The sequence below is a fragment of the Providencia sp. PROV223 genome (genome assembly GCF_028479245.1).
GTDB lineage: Bacteria > Pseudomonadota > Gammaproteobacteria > Enterobacterales > Enterobacteriaceae > Providencia > Providencia rettgeri.
Window position 1 is genome coordinate 505,158 of the sequence record NZ_JAMPNG010000001.1, and the last position, 14,824, is coordinate 519,981.

The 14,824-nt window shown below is 40.0% G+C and carries 13 protein-coding genes; 9 read left to right on the forward strand and 4 right to left on the reverse strand.

What is annotated here, in order from left to right:
* Positions 1-652: 652 nt before the first annotated feature.
* Complete coding sequence (locus PR767_RS02515; protein ID WP_004910134.1) at positions 653-1,681, forward strand: SEL1-like repeat protein; 1,029 nt, start codon at positions 653-655, stop codon at positions 1,679-1,681.
* A 114-nt stretch (positions 1,682-1,795) separates the two neighbouring features.
* Here PR767_RS02515 and dpiA read toward each other — a convergent pair whose 3' ends face one another.
* Together dpiA and dpiB are read right to left on the reverse strand one after the other, a co-directional pair.
* Positions 1,796-2,476, reverse strand: coding sequence for a two-component response regulator DpiA (gene dpiA, locus PR767_RS02520; RefSeq protein WP_004910133.1), 681 nt, complete (start codon positions 2,474-2,476; stop codon positions 1,796-1,798).
* A gap of 1 nt (position 2,477) precedes the next feature.
* Positions 2,478-4,106, reverse strand: coding sequence for a sensor histidine kinase DpiB (dpiB, locus tag PR767_RS02525; RefSeq protein ID WP_109911200.1), 1,629 nt, complete (start codon positions 4,104-4,106; stop codon positions 2,478-2,480).
* Positions 4,107-4,473: 367 nt separating this feature from the next.
* Between dpiB and citC the strand changes: the two genes are divergently transcribed.
* From citC to PR767_RS02565, 8 genes are all read left to right on the forward strand, one after another.
* Positions 4,474-5,550, forward strand: a complete 1,077-nt coding sequence (gene citC, locus PR767_RS02530) for a [citrate (pro-3S)-lyase] ligase (protein ID WP_004910073.1) — start codon at positions 4,474-4,476, stop codon at positions 5,548-5,550.
* Complete coding sequence (citD, locus tag PR767_RS02535; protein ID WP_004910070.1) at positions 5,547-5,843, forward strand: citrate lyase acyl carrier protein; 297 nt, start codon at positions 5,547-5,549, stop codon at positions 5,841-5,843. The genes citC and citD overlap by 4 nt, the downstream gene beginning before the upstream one ends.
* On the forward strand, positions 5,843-6,739 hold the full coding sequence (gene citE, locus PR767_RS02540; protein WP_004910068.1) for a citrate (pro-3S)-lyase subunit beta: 897 nt from the start codon (positions 5,843-5,845) through the stop codon (positions 6,737-6,739). The genes citD and citE overlap by 1 nt, the downstream gene beginning before the upstream one ends.
* Positions 6,740-6,749: 10 nt before the next feature.
* On the forward strand, positions 6,750-8,276 hold the full coding sequence (gene citF / locus PR767_RS02545) for a citrate lyase subunit alpha (RefSeq protein WP_004910067.1): 1,527 nt from the start codon (positions 6,750-6,752) through the stop codon (positions 8,274-8,276).
* A gap of 2 nt (positions 8,277-8,278) precedes the next feature.
* A complete protein-coding gene (citX, locus tag PR767_RS02550) occupies positions 8,279-8,818 on the forward strand; it encodes a citrate lyase holo-[acyl-carrier protein] synthase (protein WP_117162035.1) in 540 nt (179 codons plus the stop codon).
* Positions 8,805-9,686 carry a triphosphoribosyl-dephospho-CoA synthase CitG gene (citG, locus tag PR767_RS02555; protein ID WP_272519841.1) on the forward strand — a complete coding sequence of 294 codons (882 nt, stop codon included), beginning with the start codon at positions 8,805-8,807 and terminating at the stop codon, positions 9,684-9,686. The genes citX and citG overlap by 14 nt, the downstream gene beginning before the upstream one ends.
* A 254-nt stretch (positions 9,687-9,940) precedes the next feature.
* Entirely contained in the window at positions 9,941-11,374 is a 1,434-nt protein-coding gene (locus tag PR767_RS02560) for an anion permease (protein WP_109911196.1), read from the forward strand.
* Between the two features lie 341 nt (positions 11,375-11,715).
* A complete protein-coding gene (locus PR767_RS02565; RefSeq protein WP_109911195.1) occupies positions 11,716-12,768 on the forward strand; it encodes a 4-oxalomesaconate tautomerase in 1,053 nt (350 codons plus the stop codon).
* A 46-nt stretch (positions 12,769-12,814) separates the two neighbouring features.
* Here PR767_RS02565 and PR767_RS02570 read toward each other — a convergent pair whose 3' ends face one another.
* Together PR767_RS02570 and PR767_RS02575 are read right to left on the reverse strand one after the other, a co-directional pair.
* Positions 12,815-13,954, reverse strand: coding sequence for an AAA family ATPase (locus tag PR767_RS02570; protein WP_109911194.1), 1,140 nt, complete (start codon positions 13,952-13,954; stop codon positions 12,815-12,817).
* Positions 13,951-14,661 carry an RNA ligase family protein gene (locus PR767_RS02575; RefSeq protein WP_110732277.1) on the reverse strand — a complete coding sequence of 237 codons (711 nt, stop codon included), beginning with the start codon at positions 14,659-14,661 and terminating at the stop codon, positions 13,951-13,953. The genes PR767_RS02570 and PR767_RS02575 overlap by 4 nt, the downstream gene beginning before the upstream one ends.
* Between the last annotated feature and the right edge of the window lie 163 nt (positions 14,662-14,824).

The window sequence follows — 14,824 nt, forward strand, 5'->3', positions numbered from 1 at the left end:
TAGTATTAATTACTGCTTGAATTGAATTTAATCGTGATTTACTTCAATTTTTTACAAAATCACCAAATTATTATCGATTACTAATTAGTCATTTGTTTATTAAATGTTAAGAACATTATTCTATAGTAAAACTATAACACCCTGTTTATAACTCTATGATTTATTGCTTTAAACGTTATGGAAAACTAAAAATATCCATAACAAATGAACACTTTTTTCTTTTATGATCTTTTATGATAAGAAAGGATTTAGAGAGTCGCAGCTAAAGAGACATTCAAACTGGAATTTTGGATAAAAAAAAGCCCAGTTAAAAACTGGGCATAATGCATTCTACTCAAGGATCTTTTTGCTAAATTCAAACTATCACTACGTAGGTGCATTATTACATTACTTCGTGTAAAGAAATGAATGATGAGGGTAAATATATGAATGTTTACGCAAGCAAACAGTATATAGATACTACTAAGACACAGTATCACTGAAAAAAGTTCATCTTTTTTTAAATTATTTATGTATTTTTTGCTCTATGCGCTAATAGCAACAATTAACCATCTGATTTAGTAGAATTAATATAAAATGTCCTTCATATCATTGCAGGAACTTATCTAACAAGATAACGTAGCCGTTAAGAGCTTAGTCCAAAGGATGTCATGTGAAAAAAGTATTTTTACTGTTTTTTATCTTTATTAACGTATTTTTCTCTCCTGCCTTTGCAGAAGAAGCAACGCCACTAATTAATGAAAAAACGCTAATTGCACTTGCGGAACAGGGCCAAGCCGAAGCTCAGTTTAATTTAGGTATGTTTTATCAGTCTCACCATCAGTTTGACCAAGCTTTACATTGGTATCTTCTCTCTGCTAATCAAGGCTTTACAAAAGCACAAATTAACCTTGGTTTGATGTACCAACAAGGTACCGGGGTTAAGTTAGATGAGAAACAAATGCTGCACTGGATGAGCAGAGCAGCCGAAAATGGTGATCCTATTGGCCAAATGAATATGGCCGAATATACCTTATACGGCCTTGATAATTTATTAGAGAAAAACCCAGAAAAAGCAGAACAGTGGCTAGAAAAAGCGGCCGAACAACATTTCCAACCTGCTATGCTCACCCTCGCCTATTGGTATGAAGAGGGAAAAGCTGTTACAAAAGACCCGCAAAAAGCCCAAAAAATATATCTTGCTCTTGCTGAAAAAAACCATCCTCAAGCACTCTATTTATTGGGTTATCAGGCTGCTGTAGGCATGTATGATAAGGTGAACTACCCTCTTGCCTTTCAATATTTTACCCGTGCCGCAGAATTGGGCTTTTCCCCCGCCCAAAATAGCTTAGGTATGCTGTACCTAACCGGGCAAGGCACCCCAAAAAATACCCAATCAGCCATAAAATGGCTAACCCAAGCCGCTGAACAAGGTGAAGTTTCGGCTCAATTTAATGTTGCGCTTATCTATGCACGCGGTGATGGTATCAAGGCTAACCAAGCAAAAGCGTGTCACTGGTTTATAAAAGCCGCTCAGCAAAATAGTGTCGATGCGCAATATGCAGCAGGAGCTTGCTACCAATATGGTATGGGTGTTGAAGCCGATGATAAAAAAGCCCTACGCTGGTATCAACTCGCAGCCGCTAAAGGCCATGAGCGGGCTGAAAAGAAAGTGTTAATTTTAGAAAACCAGCAACAATAAACTCTATTTTTCCAACTTACTGTTGTACCACTAATATAAGTAAGATAAAGAAAATCTGCATTGTTTATAGCCAATGCAGAGCTTCTATAGGCATATACTTATTAGTTCAGACACTCACAATTTAGCGCGATAAATTCGCTGCGGTCGGCCAACTTTGCCATACTCAATTTCGGCTTCAATTTTATCCTTCGCTAAACAATACTCCAAATAACGCCTTGCCGTGGTCCGACTGAGTTTGATGGTTTCAGCAATACTTTCTGCCGTATATTGCACATCAGGTTCAGTGAACAAAGCGAGTATTTTTTCAAGTGTAATAATATCAATGCCTGTTGGAAGTTCTTCCTTTGATTCCCCTCGCGCATAGGTATTGAACATATCATCAATTTTACTTTGGTTGGTTTTGCTATTGTCCTGTACAACAGATTTACGTTGAATATACCTATCCAATGTTTGGCCTAAACGCTCATAGGCAATTGGCTTCACTAAATAGTCAAAAACGCCTAAACGAATAGCTTCAGAAACCGTATCCATATCACTTGCAGCCGTAGTGAATACAATATCTGCATTATTCCTTTCTTGTATTAACTCATGGACCAGATCAATCCCTTTACCATCTGGTAAATAGTTGTCTAATAAAATCAGGTCTGGTTTCATGTATTCAATCATTTTTCTCGCTTCAGCAAGGTTACCTGCAAGCCACACTTTCTCACATGCGGGATAGGCTTTTATATACTCACTGTGCATTTCAGCAAGTAGTAACTCATCTTCCACAATGAGGATTTTTATCTTAATCATTTTATATCTTCACTTTCGGAATAAAAATTGAAAATACTGTACCATGCGGTTGATTTTCTTCAATAATAACCGCACCATTACAGCGTTTAACATAAGACGCAACAAGATATAACCCGATACCATGGCCATCTGTCACATCGGTTTTCGTTGTCACACCGCGCTCGAACCATTTATCTTGCATTTCTGATGGGAAACCACACCCCTGATCCGCGACTTCAATGACAATCTCCTTCCCTTCATCAGAAAGGTATAATTCCACTTGTTTATTACCCTGATTATTTTTCAAACTTGCTTCAAATGCATTATCAAGTAAATTTCCCAATATGGCACAAAATTCCGTACTATTTAACGAATCAGGTAATTCATGCAACTGACTACCGGCAGTAAATTTTAATTGTAGCCCTAATTCTTTGGCTCGATGGTGCTTACCAAATAATAAACCTGCAACCTGCTTATCAAAAAACTGCCCACGGAGTGTATCAATTAATTGCTGCTGAGATTCTGATTCCCCTTTAATCAAAGCCAACGCTTGGTCATATTCTTTCATTTGCAATAACCCACTTAATGTTGACATCCAATTAAGATGTTCGTGCCGTAAAGTGCGTAAATTTTCAATATATTGACGAACTTGAGTCAACTGAGAGTTTAACGATTCAATATCGTTTTGACTACGAAAGCTAATAACTGCCCCCACCAGATGCTCACCATCACGAATCGCAACCCGGTTTGCAATCACATTTAAACCATTAAACTCGCCAATCACATCATGCTTAGTTGTTTCAAGGTCGGTAATAAAAAAATCAGCTGGCGATATATGCTCTGACACAAATGTTCCTGTTAACTGGCCCAATGGCTTACTTAGGGATAACATTTTTCTCGCATTTGAGTTGATATTGATAATTTGCCCTTGTGTATTTACCGCAATCACACCTTCAAAAACGGCTTCAAATATTCCTTTTTGTACTAACACCAGTTGAGTAATCTCTTCAGGTTCCATTCCCAACATTTGTTTTTGAATTAAACGTGAAAACCCCCAAGATAAAAACAGCAAAATAATCAATATTCCTAAAAAGGTAGCACCTGTTTGCACAAACAATTCACTGCGTGACGTATCAATTTTGTTGGATAAGTAACCAATAGAAACAACGCCAATCACTTTACCTTGTTCATCAAAAATAGGGGTCTTGGCTCTAACAGCATTTCCCATCGAGCCTTCGCCATTAATGAAATAGCTTTCCCCTTTCTCTAAGGCGCCTGGTTTGTTCCACTGCATTTCAAAACCAATTTTTTGGCTATTTGGGTGATATAACCGAATTGATTTTTCATCACCGATAACTACATAATCATAGTTGGAATCTTGGTTTAGTTTGTCAGCAATAACCTTCAGTCTCGGAATATCTCTATTCTTTACTGATTGCACCACACCATCAATAGAAGCAATCAGCTTTGCTTGGCTCATCGCTAACGATTGAATGTTTGCAATCAATCGATTTTCAGCCGTATCCGTGAAATATTTGCCCAACCCGAACGTTAAAAAAACAGAAACAATCAATAACAGAAAAAAAACTCGTACTGAAAATGAAACTGAATTTACTTTTTTCAATGAAGAGAATGCATATTCTTTTTTCATGTTATATCTCGTTACTGGCTGAAAAGTAAAAAATTTGTTAATTCAAAAAAGGTAGGATAACCGATAAATCGGATTCAAGCCAAAGGTATAATACACATATTAATAATTAAACACATTAAAACCAAGCAATAAAAAACATATCCAATAATTAAAAACTTTAAAACCATTAAACAAATACAATCTCATTTAAGAAACATGAAATAGGTCAAATATATTAAATACAGTATCTTTAATATAAATATCAGAGAGGATAATTAAATAAGAATTTATATTTACTTTTATAAGAATAACCAAAAATATTTATTTAATTAACTTTAACATTAGCAACATTTTAAAAACATCTCTAAATGAGATGCAGGATACTATTATGTTCGAAAACATAACGTTTAACCAAGTAAAACGTCATGAGAACAGGAAACTTGCTGAAATAACTCAGTTTTTAAAGGAAAACGATTTAGAGCTTGATTCAAGCATTGACGTTTTTATTACAATCTCACGCAATGAAAAATTAATTGCGTGCGGAGGCTTAGCAAAAAATGTTATTAAATGCGTTGCTATTAGTGATGATGCTCGAGGTGAAGGCCTTGCATTAAAATTAGCAACAGAACTGGTTAATCTTGCTTACGAAAATAATACAACGCATTTATTTATTTATACTAAATTTCAAAATGAAAGCTTATTCCAACAATGTGGCTTCCATACTATTGCCACCGTTCCTGATATTATGGTGTTGATGGAAAACAGTTGCTGTTATCTAAAACGTTATATCGAAAGTTTAAAAGCACAACGTAAGGAAGGAAAAAAAATTGGCGCAATCGTCATGAATGCCAATCCCTTCACCCTTGGCCATCGCTATTTAATAGAACAAGCCGCGAAGGCCTGTGACTGGCTACACCTATTTGTTGTCAAAGAAGATACCTCTCGTTTCCCTTATAAAATTAGATTAAATTTAATCGAAGCTGGGACTAAAGGAATAGAAAATCTCACTATCCACAAAGGCTCCGAGTATATTATTTCTCGCGCGACTTTTCCTTGTTACTTTATTAAAGACAAAACGGTTGCCAATAACTGTTATACCGAAATAGACATTAAGATATTTCGTCAATATATCGCCCCTGCTCTGGGGATAACCCATCGATTCGTAGGCTCGGAACCATTTTGCCAAGTCACCAACCAATATAACCAAGACATGCGCTTTTGGTTAAAAACCGATGCTATGAATTTTCCACCTATAGAACTCGTTGAATTTCCGCGAACAATCATCAATGGAACGGCAGTTTCTGCCTCACAAGTTAGACGATTGCTCGCTAAAAAAGATCTTGCGGCGATTAAGCCGATTGTACCTGAGGCAACCTATCAATATTTACAAGAGATGGTCGCCAATCAAGTCGCATCCGCTCAAAGCCACACCGAAAGTTCTGAATTAGCCATAGGTGAAATATGAAGATAAAACACGCAGCAGTAGCTGGCACACTTGAATCAAGTGATGTCATGGTTCGTATCGAACCGCTAGAAGACACTCAAGAGGTCTCAATACAAATTACCAGTAGTGTTGAAAAGCAGTTTGGGGATGCTATCGCAAAAATCGTACAAGAAATGATTCAGCAGCATGATATTCAAGGAGCACAAATCATTGTAGATGATAAAGGTGCACTGGAATGCGTACTTAAAGCGCGTTTAGAAGCCTTATTGGCTCGCGCCTGTGATATCGACTATCTGCCTTGGGAGGATAAATAATGACTCCAGAACAAAAATCACGTACACGCAGAAGTATGTTATTTGTGCCCGGTTCCAATGCAGCCATGTTAAGCAATTCCTTTATTTATAAAGCGGATGCTTTAATGTTCGACCTTGAGGACTCTGTAACTTTACGCGAAAAAGACACAGCTCGTCGCTTGGTTTACCATGCATTACAGCACCCGCTTTATCAAGATATTGAAACCATTGTGCGGGTCAATGCATTAGATTCCGCCTTTGGTGTTGCTGACCTTGAGGCCGTTGTTCGTGGTGGTGCAAATATTGTCCGCCTTCCTAAAACAGATACTGCGCAAGATGTTATTGATATTGAAAGTGAAATCTTACGTATAGAAAAAAGTTGTGGCCGCGAAGAAGGTAGCACGGGTTTGCTCGCCGCTATCGAATCTCCAATGGGCATCACTCAAGCAGTCAATATTGCTCATTCATCACCAAGACTTATAGGCATCGCATTAGGTGCCGAGGACTATGTCCGCAATTTGCGCACCGAGCGGTCTCCAGACGGCGTAGAACTCCTCTATGCTCGGTGCGCCATTTTACAAGCCGCTCGTTCAGCCGGTATTCAAGCGTTTGATACCGTATATTCTGATGCGAATAATGAAGAAGGTTTCCTACGCGAAGCCGCTCACATTAAACAGCTCGGCTTTGATGGCAAATCATTAATTAACCCAAGACAAATTGAGTTACTTCATAATTTATATGCACCAACTCAAAAAGAAGTCGACCATGCACAGCGTGTTGTTGAAGCCGCTGATGCCGCAGCCCTTGAAGGTAAAGGTGTGGTTTCATTGAACGGAAAAATGGTCGATGGCCCAGTTATTGACAGAGCTCGCCTCGTGTTATCACGAGCAGCATTATCAGGAATTCGGGAAGAGTGAGGCAATAAAAATGACAAATAATACTCAGCGCCAGGCTCGCGTATCAGCCTACTTACAACCAAATACTGACGATGTACTACGTGAATTTAAAGATATCGGCAAAGTACAACAACAGGTACAAAAGCCGAGAAATCGCAAATTATGTGATGACTTACAAGTCGCGATCCGTCGTTCTGGTCTTAAAGACGGTATGACTATTTCTTTCCATCACGCCTTTCGCGGTGGAGATCTTACGGTCAATATGGTGATGCAAGTCATTGCTGAAATGGGTTTTCGCAACTTAACACTTGCATCAAGCTCATTAAGTGCTTGCCATTCACCACTTGTTGAACATATTCGTCATGGTGTTATCCGCAAAATTTATACCTCTGGTATCCGAGGCCCACTCGCTGAAGCTATTTCACGTGGTGAATTAGAAGAACCTGTACAAATTCATTCGCATGGTGGAAGAGCCAATCTAATTCATAGCGGTGAGCTAGTTATTGATGTGGCGTTTATTGGGGTTCCTTCTTGTGATGAATACGGCAATGCCAATGGCTACACTGGCAGTGCGAGTTGCGGTTCTTTAGGTTATGCCAAAATTGATGCTGAGACCGCGAAAAAAGTGGTGATGCTCACTGAAGAGATATTAGATTACCCCCATAACCCATCCAGTATTAAGCAAGATGAAGTCGATTACATCGTCAAAGTTAAACGGGTGGGTGATGCCGATAAAATTGGGGCTGATGCGACACGTATGACGTCGAACCCTCGTGAACTTCTGATTGCTCGTACTGCAGCTGATGTTATCGAAAAATCGGGTTACTTTAAAGATGGTTTTTCATTACAAACCGGTACGGGCGGTGCTTCTCTTGCCGTCACTCGCTTCCTTGAAGACAAAATGAGACGCCATAATATTCAGGCTGGCTTCGCACTTGGCGGCATTACCTCAACTATCGTTGATTTACATGAAAAAGGATTAATTCGTAAATTATTGGATGTCCAAAGTTTTGATAAAGCGGCAGCAGAATCACTTGCTCGCAACCCGAATCATATTGAAATCAGTGCTAACCAATATGCGTGCTTTGATTCAAAAGGTGCTTCCGTTGATATGCTTGATGTGGTTGTGCTCAGCGCGTTAGAAATCGATACTCGCTTTAATGTCAATGTGTTAACGGGTTCTGATGGCATTATTCGTGGTGCATCTGGTGGCCATAGTGACACAGCTGTTGCATCAAAATTATCTATCATTGTTGCACCACTGGTACGTGGCCGTATTCCAACATTAGTGGATGAAGTGCTCACGTGTGTTACACCTGGTTCCAGTGTCGATATTCTTGTCACTGACCATGGAATTACAGTTAACCCTGCTCGTCCTGAATTAAAACAGCAACTTGAAAGCCAAGGTATTAAAACCGTTTCAATGAACTGGTTACGAGAACGAGCACAATTATTAACTGGTACTCCTAACCCAATTGAATTTACAGATAAAGCTGTTGCGGTTGTTCGTTATCGTGATGGCTCAGTCATTGATGTTGTTCATCAAGTGAAGGAGTAAATATGTTTTACCCACTGCCTGATACTCAAGAGCAATTTGATATTTCTTTACCTGAACTGTTGGATAGCCGAGATGCCCGTCAGGCTCGCCAACAAGCGTGGATTGGTCTCCATCAGGTAACCTTGATTTCATTTACTGTCGTTTTTCCTGGAGCTGTCAAAGACAACTCTCTTGTTAGACATGTGTTTAATCAGGGCCTAAATGCGCTTAAACAAATTGCTTCATGCGGGCAGTGGGTGTTTTTATCACAACAATCTTGGGCATTAAAAACGGGGCCGGAATGCTTGGTTGCCGTTGACGGAGATGCTATCGAGATTAAAAAAGCGTTAATTCGCATGGAAGAATCGTCTGCTGTTGGTCGGTTATGGGATTTTGATGTGTTTGATGCCAAGGGGCAGCAATATTCACGTAGTCAATTAAATCTGCCACCAAGACAATGCCTAATTTGTGAAAATGAAGCGAAAATTTGTGCTCGTCAGCGGACACATTCATTGGTTGAGATACTTAATCGTATCGAGGAGTTAGCGTATGCAACCCATTAAACAACTCAGCCATATAAATGATAAATTAACCCACTATTACAGCCAATTAGCATGGCAGGCGATGTTAGCTGAAGTAAACTTAACCCCTAAACCTGGGTTAGTGGATAAACATAATACCGGTGCCCATAAAGATATGGCACTGACAGATTTTCATTTAAGTGCCAATACCATCGCGACACATTTTCCTCAATTTTTGCAAGCAGGCGCTCAATACAAAAATTGTCCTATAGAGCAACTATTACCCCATATTCGCCCTATCGGAATGGATTGTGAAAAGTCGATGTTCCGTGCAACAAAAGGGGTTAATACCCATAAAGGCAGTATTTTTTCCTTGGGTTTAGTCTTAACCGCAATAGGCCGTTTGATTGCACAACAACAATGTGTCTCACCTGAAAATGTCAGCTTATTGGTTGCTAGTATGTGTAAGGGAATTACCAATGAACTTAAACAAAAAACCGAAAACCCTACCGCTGGCCATCGCTTATATCAGAGACATGGGTTAACAGGTGCAAGAGGTGAAGCTGAAGGCGGTTATTCGTTAGTAATCAAACATTCACTTCCTTATTATTTGCAGCAACTTGCTAAAGGCAAACTCGCCGATATCGCTCTACTTGATACCTTAGTTTTACTCATGAGCCTGAATGATGATACGAATATTGTCAATCGTGGAGGTATCAAGAGCTTAACATGGATAAAGCAACGTGCAGAACAGCTTTTAACCGCAGGTATCAATACCCATGATGACTTAGTTAAGGTTAAACATTTCGATAATGAATGTATTCAGCTAAATGTGAGTCCTGGGGGAAGTGCGGATTTACTAATTCTAACTTGGTTTTTTGCTCGATTACCCAACCAATCCTTTATTTAACATTACGTAATTTTTTAACATTAATAAAACAGGAATAATTTAAAAATAAAACAATTTAACCAAATAAAAACCAATTAATTATTTAACTAAATTATACACCTTAGAGTGAATTATTAATGAAAATTAAAATCATTATATTTCATTCAAGATACAGCCATATTAAAAATTATCATTTTAACAAATTCCTAATATTAAAGTTCATTCAATTTAATATTAAATAAATTTAATATTGATTTAATCAAGGAAATTGGCTTATGCAAAAAGAAAAAATATGGAAGCTATTCGTGTTAATAGCCATTCCAATTATTATTGCTTTAATACCTACACCAGCGGGGCTACCACATATTGCGTGGTTGTTATTCGGTCTTTATCTTGCCGCTATTGTTGGTTTGGTACTTAAACCATATTCAGAGCCTGTTATTTTATTAGCCACTATTGCTGCAAGTGCAGTAATTATTGGAGTAACAGGTACTAAAGATGTCAAAGCAAGTGAAGTTTTAAGTGGATATGCATCCGGTACGACATGGCTTGTATTTGCTGCATTTACTCTGAGCGCTGCCTTTGTTATTACTGGTTTAGGTAAACGTCTTTCTTATATCTTGATTGGTAAGTTAGGTGGTACAACGTTAGGACTCGGTTATGTAACCGCAATCCTTGATTTAATTATCGCGCCTGCAACACCATCTAATACCGCACGTGCAGGAGGGATTGTTTTCCCAATCATCAATAGTGTCGCCGTTGCTTTAGGGTCTGATCCAGAAAAAAGTCCACGTAAAGCAGGCCACTATCTCCTCGTCAACGTTTATATGGTGACTAAAACCACCAGCTATATGTTCTTGACCGCAATGGCGCCAAATGCACTCGCCCTTGCCATGATGAGTGACATTATGGGAATCCATTTAAGTTGGGGTGGATGGGCACTTGCAGCCTCTGTACCGGGTTTAATCATGCTGATTTTGACACCGTTAATGATCTACAAACTGTATCCACCTGAGTTGAAAAAGGTGAATAACAAAGAGATCGCGGCCAAAGGCCTGGAAGACTTAGGCCCAATGACTATGCGTGAAAAATTGCTGGGAATTGTCTTCATTATCGCGCTGTGTGGCTGGATTTTCTCTGACCTTATCGGTGTCAGCGCTTCTAGCGTCGCGATTGCGGTCATGGCATTAACCCTGATCCTAGGTGTTGTAACTTGGGATGACGTACTGAAGAATAAAGGCGGCTGGAATACCCTGATTTGGTACGGTGGTATCATCAGTATGTCTGGTGTTCTCACAAAAGCAGGCTTCTTCAAGTGGCTCGCCGATACCATGAGTCAATATCTCTCCTTCGGTGACCAAGCGATGCTAGCTTTCTTTGTCATCATGTTCATCAGTGTTGCCATTCGCTACTTATTTGCCTCTGGTGGTGCGTATGTTGCAGCCATGGTTCCGGTATTTGCCACTGTCGGTATGGTTGCAGGGGCTCCTCCGATGTTACTCGCTCTAGGTTTGCTGTTCTCGAATGCTTACGGCGGAAGCGTAACTCACTATGGCGGCGCCGCAGCACCTATCGTATTCGGTGCGGGTTATAACGATATCCGTTCTTGGTGGATCATTGGCGGGTTAGTGGCCTTCATTAGCTTATTCGTTCACATGACTATCGGTTTAGGTTGGTGGGAGATCTTGATTAGCATGGGGCTGATTTAATGCGCTCTATTCTAATCTCTCATTAAATTATTCCATGGGGCGCAATGCAAATTGTGCCCTAAACCCAAATATAACGGTAATTCACGCTAATCCTCTAAATAGTTCGGGTTGTAACAAGGCGGCAAAACAAAGGCATCCCATGGAGCATACAAAAGTATGTGACTTGGGTAACTGAGCGTAGCCAACACCGCCACTGCGGGAAGCTGAACGGGTTTACCCTAAATAGTTCACGTTGTGGCAAGGCGGCAAGTGAAGGCATCCATGGAGCATACAAAAGTATGTGACTTGGGTGACTGAGCGTAGCCAACACAGGCACAGCGTGAAATATAACGGGTAAACAGATGAAAAAAATTCCTTGTACCTTAATGCGTGGCGGCACCTCGAAAGGCGTATTCCTTTTAGCAGACTCCCTTCCTAAAGACATAAAACAACGGGATGAGCTGATCCTAGCGATTATGGGGTCTGGTCATGCTTTGCAAATTGATGGCATTGGTGGTGGCAGCCCACAAACCAGTAAAGTCGCTATTATTAGCCCTTCAACTCACAGTGATGCTGATATTGATTATTTATTTGCTCAGGTTTCTATTACTGAGCGCATTGTTGATACGGCACCAAATTGTGGCAATATTCTTTGTGCCGTAGGTTCTTTTGCTATTGAAAAAGGCTTGGTGCCCATCACAGGAGAAACAACGACTGTGAGGATCCGTAATGTCAATACAAACACCTTCGTCAACTCTACTGTACAAACGCCTGATGGCCATGTCGATTATGATGGTGACACCGAAATTGCGAGTGTACCCGGTCATGCCGCGCCTGTTGCACTGACATTTTTAAATGCTTGTGGAACTAAAACAGGAAAATTGCTCCCGACTGGCCATGCAATTGACACCATTGAAGGTATTGATGTTAGTTGTATTGATATGGCGATGCCTGTGGTGTTAATTGATGCCCCTCAGCTTAACAAAACTGGTTATGAAACCGCGGAACAGCTTGAAGCCGATGCCGAATTTATGCAAAAGCTCGAAGCTATTCGTATACAAGCAGGCGCAGTGATGGGACTTGGTGATGTTAGCAAAAAAGTTATTCCTAAACCTATATTGATTTCACCAGCCATTCACGGTGGAACAATTAATGTCCGTTATTTTATGCCACATAAATGCCATGGCGCACTTGCCGTGACTGGTGCTATCGCCATTGCGACAAGTACTATTGTTCCTAATAGTATTACTCAGCAATATATTCACTCTGTTGATATGAATAATATTTCCATTGAACATTTAAGTGGAAAATTTGACGTATCGTTAAACCAGCAAGGCAATTCACCGGAAGGGATTCAGGCATCAATTATTCGTACAGCGAGAAAACTCTTCGAGGGCGATGTGTACGTTCCTTAAAACTAATATCACGTCCTGCCTCTAGCTAAGAGGCAGGCGATTAATTTTACTTTTCTGCAAGTAACGGTTCAAAATTACCGTCAATATAATAGGAAACCTGATGGGCTTCATCTGGCGTTGGTAATTCTAACTTCCCTGCCATTTTTTCCATAACCAGCTCTGGAACCGCATATTTACGCTGTTGATTTTGTTGTCGCCACTGTTTAAATGACACTTCCAAATAAACTAAATGAACTTTGGCTTGGTAGCGTTCAAATAAACTGATCATACTGGCACGTAGCGAAGCACTTAATGAGGTCGCATTCCATATAAAATCCGTTTTCGTTCGCAAAAAAACCTTAGCCTGTTCTTTCGCTTGCTGCGCCACCCAGCCTTGGGCATTTTTATCTGCTGGGTTAATTTTATGTTCTCGGCGAACATCATCTAAACATACCACCGGAGTTCGTGGGTAAAACTGTTTGATAAAATGGTCTTTTCCCATCCCCGGCAAACCACATAGCATAACGACTTCGCTCCCAGTTTCTTCAAAAGGTTGATAATCTGTAGTACCCTTTTGGTGATGAAAATAATGGAAACGCCCAGCTTGCGAAGCAAATGATTTAGGTTGATCCCAACAACCCTGCTCACGACAGAACAACTCAAATAGTTCGATTCTGACCAACAATTCCGCTTTATCTTCACACGTACGCCCTATCGCATCGGCTTTCGCTAGCATACACAATAAAGACATTTCAACGCGCAACGAGGCGGCAAATAACGTGCGTTCAGGATCTGGCTTTTCCATTAACCAAAGCGGTAAACCATGAAATCGAACTAAAGCTGCAATTTGTTCACGAATAGCAAAAGGAGTTTCTATTTGTCGAAATAATATATTGCGTACCGATAACTCGCCTTTTTTGGCATGTCCAGGCGAATGAATTCGCCCTTCTTCATCTTCTTTTGTTGTACTGCGTTTTTCGACGTCATGTAGCAACGCTGCCGCCCAAACGATTTGTTGTTTAAGTTCTGGAAGCTGTTGATATTCAGGTAACCCCTCCAAAGCCGCTAACACCATTTGAGTGTGAATAGCCACATTGCCTTCCGCATGGTGCAAACGGTCTTGCTGCACATATTGCATATCACGCACAAAATCGAACTCTCTTTCAAGCTGTGCCCAATCACGATATTGGGTTAATTGCCAACTCATGGTTGTTCTCCTTGTAATTCAAAGGCCAGCTTGGCTCGCTGCCAATGCCGCTTCCAGTGGATATCCGTTTTGACATGGTTTTTACGCACATATTTAAAAACATGTGCCATAAAATCATCCACATGAAACCCTTGGCTATCACGGCTCACAATCCCTTCCATGCTACAGGCTTTCCCTGTGTGAGTATCACGCGCAATAAATTGGCTATCTAATGATGCAGCAGTAATTAATAAACTTGCATATTCTTGCTTGTCCATATGTTTACTGAGTGATAAATCTAATTGGGGGACAGTTGGAAAATCAAATAAAGCCGCATAAAATTGCACCTCTTCCCAACTAAGCCAATACTCCCCTTGCCTAACAGCAAACACATAGAAATAATCTTCAATATGTTGATATTCAATGGAATGTATTGCGTAAAGGTTTTCACCGAATAGTTCAATATCCCCTAAATCGTCTTTAATCAACTGCCAACGTTGGCGAATTTGCTGGCTCCATGCCGATTGAGTTGGAGCCCCATGAGAGCGCGCAAAAACCCCATAACGGTTTAAGCAATTATTTTCACCGTCCAGTTTTTCTGTGTGAACCAGTTTGTCTATATTTTGGATGTGCGACCACCAATCGCGATTAATGCGATCATCACTAGTCGTACCAGGGGAGAACGGATAGTGATACGTTCTACCATACTTTCTTGATTGCATATTCATCATGCTTTCTCTAAAGAAATAGAAATAACCACAAATCTTTTTGCTAGATTTGCGTCTTTAATTGTTGAGAAATCAAGTGTAGGTATTACATATCTATTCCGAGTAACGGCCTCATTTTTACTTAGCTAAGGGTCAAAATTAGCGAAATTGAAGGAAAACAGTT

Coding starts and splice junctions, on each gene's coding strand:
- citF (WP_004910067.1), top strand. CDS start 6,750: ATGACAAATAATACTCAGCGCCAGGCTCGCGTATCAGCCTACTTACAA.
- citG (WP_272519841.1), top strand. CDS start 8,805: ATGCAACCCATTAAACAACTCAGCCATATAAATGATAAATTAACCCAC.
- PR767_RS02575 (WP_110732277.1), bottom strand. CDS start 14,661: ATGAATATGCAATCAAGAAAGTATGGTAGAACGTATCACTATCCGTTC.
- citX (WP_117162035.1), top strand. CDS start 8,279: ATGTTTTACCCACTGCCTGATACTCAAGAGCAATTTGATATTTCTTTA.
- dpiB (WP_109911200.1), bottom strand. CDS start 4,106: ATGAAAAAAGAATATGCATTCTCTTCATTGAAAAAAGTAAATTCAGTT.
- PR767_RS02565 (WP_109911195.1), top strand. CDS start 11,716: ATGAAAAAAATTCCTTGTACCTTAATGCGTGGCGGCACCTCGAAAGGC.
- PR767_RS02570 (WP_109911194.1), bottom strand. CDS start 13,954: ATGAGTTGGCAATTAACCCAATATCGTGATTGGGCACAGCTTGAAAGA.
- dpiA (WP_004910133.1), bottom strand. CDS start 2,476: ATGATTAAGATAAAAATCCTCATTGTGGAAGATGAGTTACTACTTGCT.
- citD (WP_004910070.1), top strand. CDS start 5,547: ATGAAGATAAAACACGCAGCAGTAGCTGGCACACTTGAATCAAGTGAT.
- citC (WP_004910073.1), top strand. CDS start 4,474: ATGTTCGAAAACATAACGTTTAACCAAGTAAAACGTCATGAGAACAGG.
- citE (WP_004910068.1), top strand. CDS start 5,843: ATGACTCCAGAACAAAAATCACGTACACGCAGAAGTATGTTATTTGTG.
- PR767_RS02560 (WP_109911196.1), top strand. CDS start 9,941: ATGCAAAAAGAAAAAATATGGAAGCTATTCGTGTTAATAGCCATTCCA.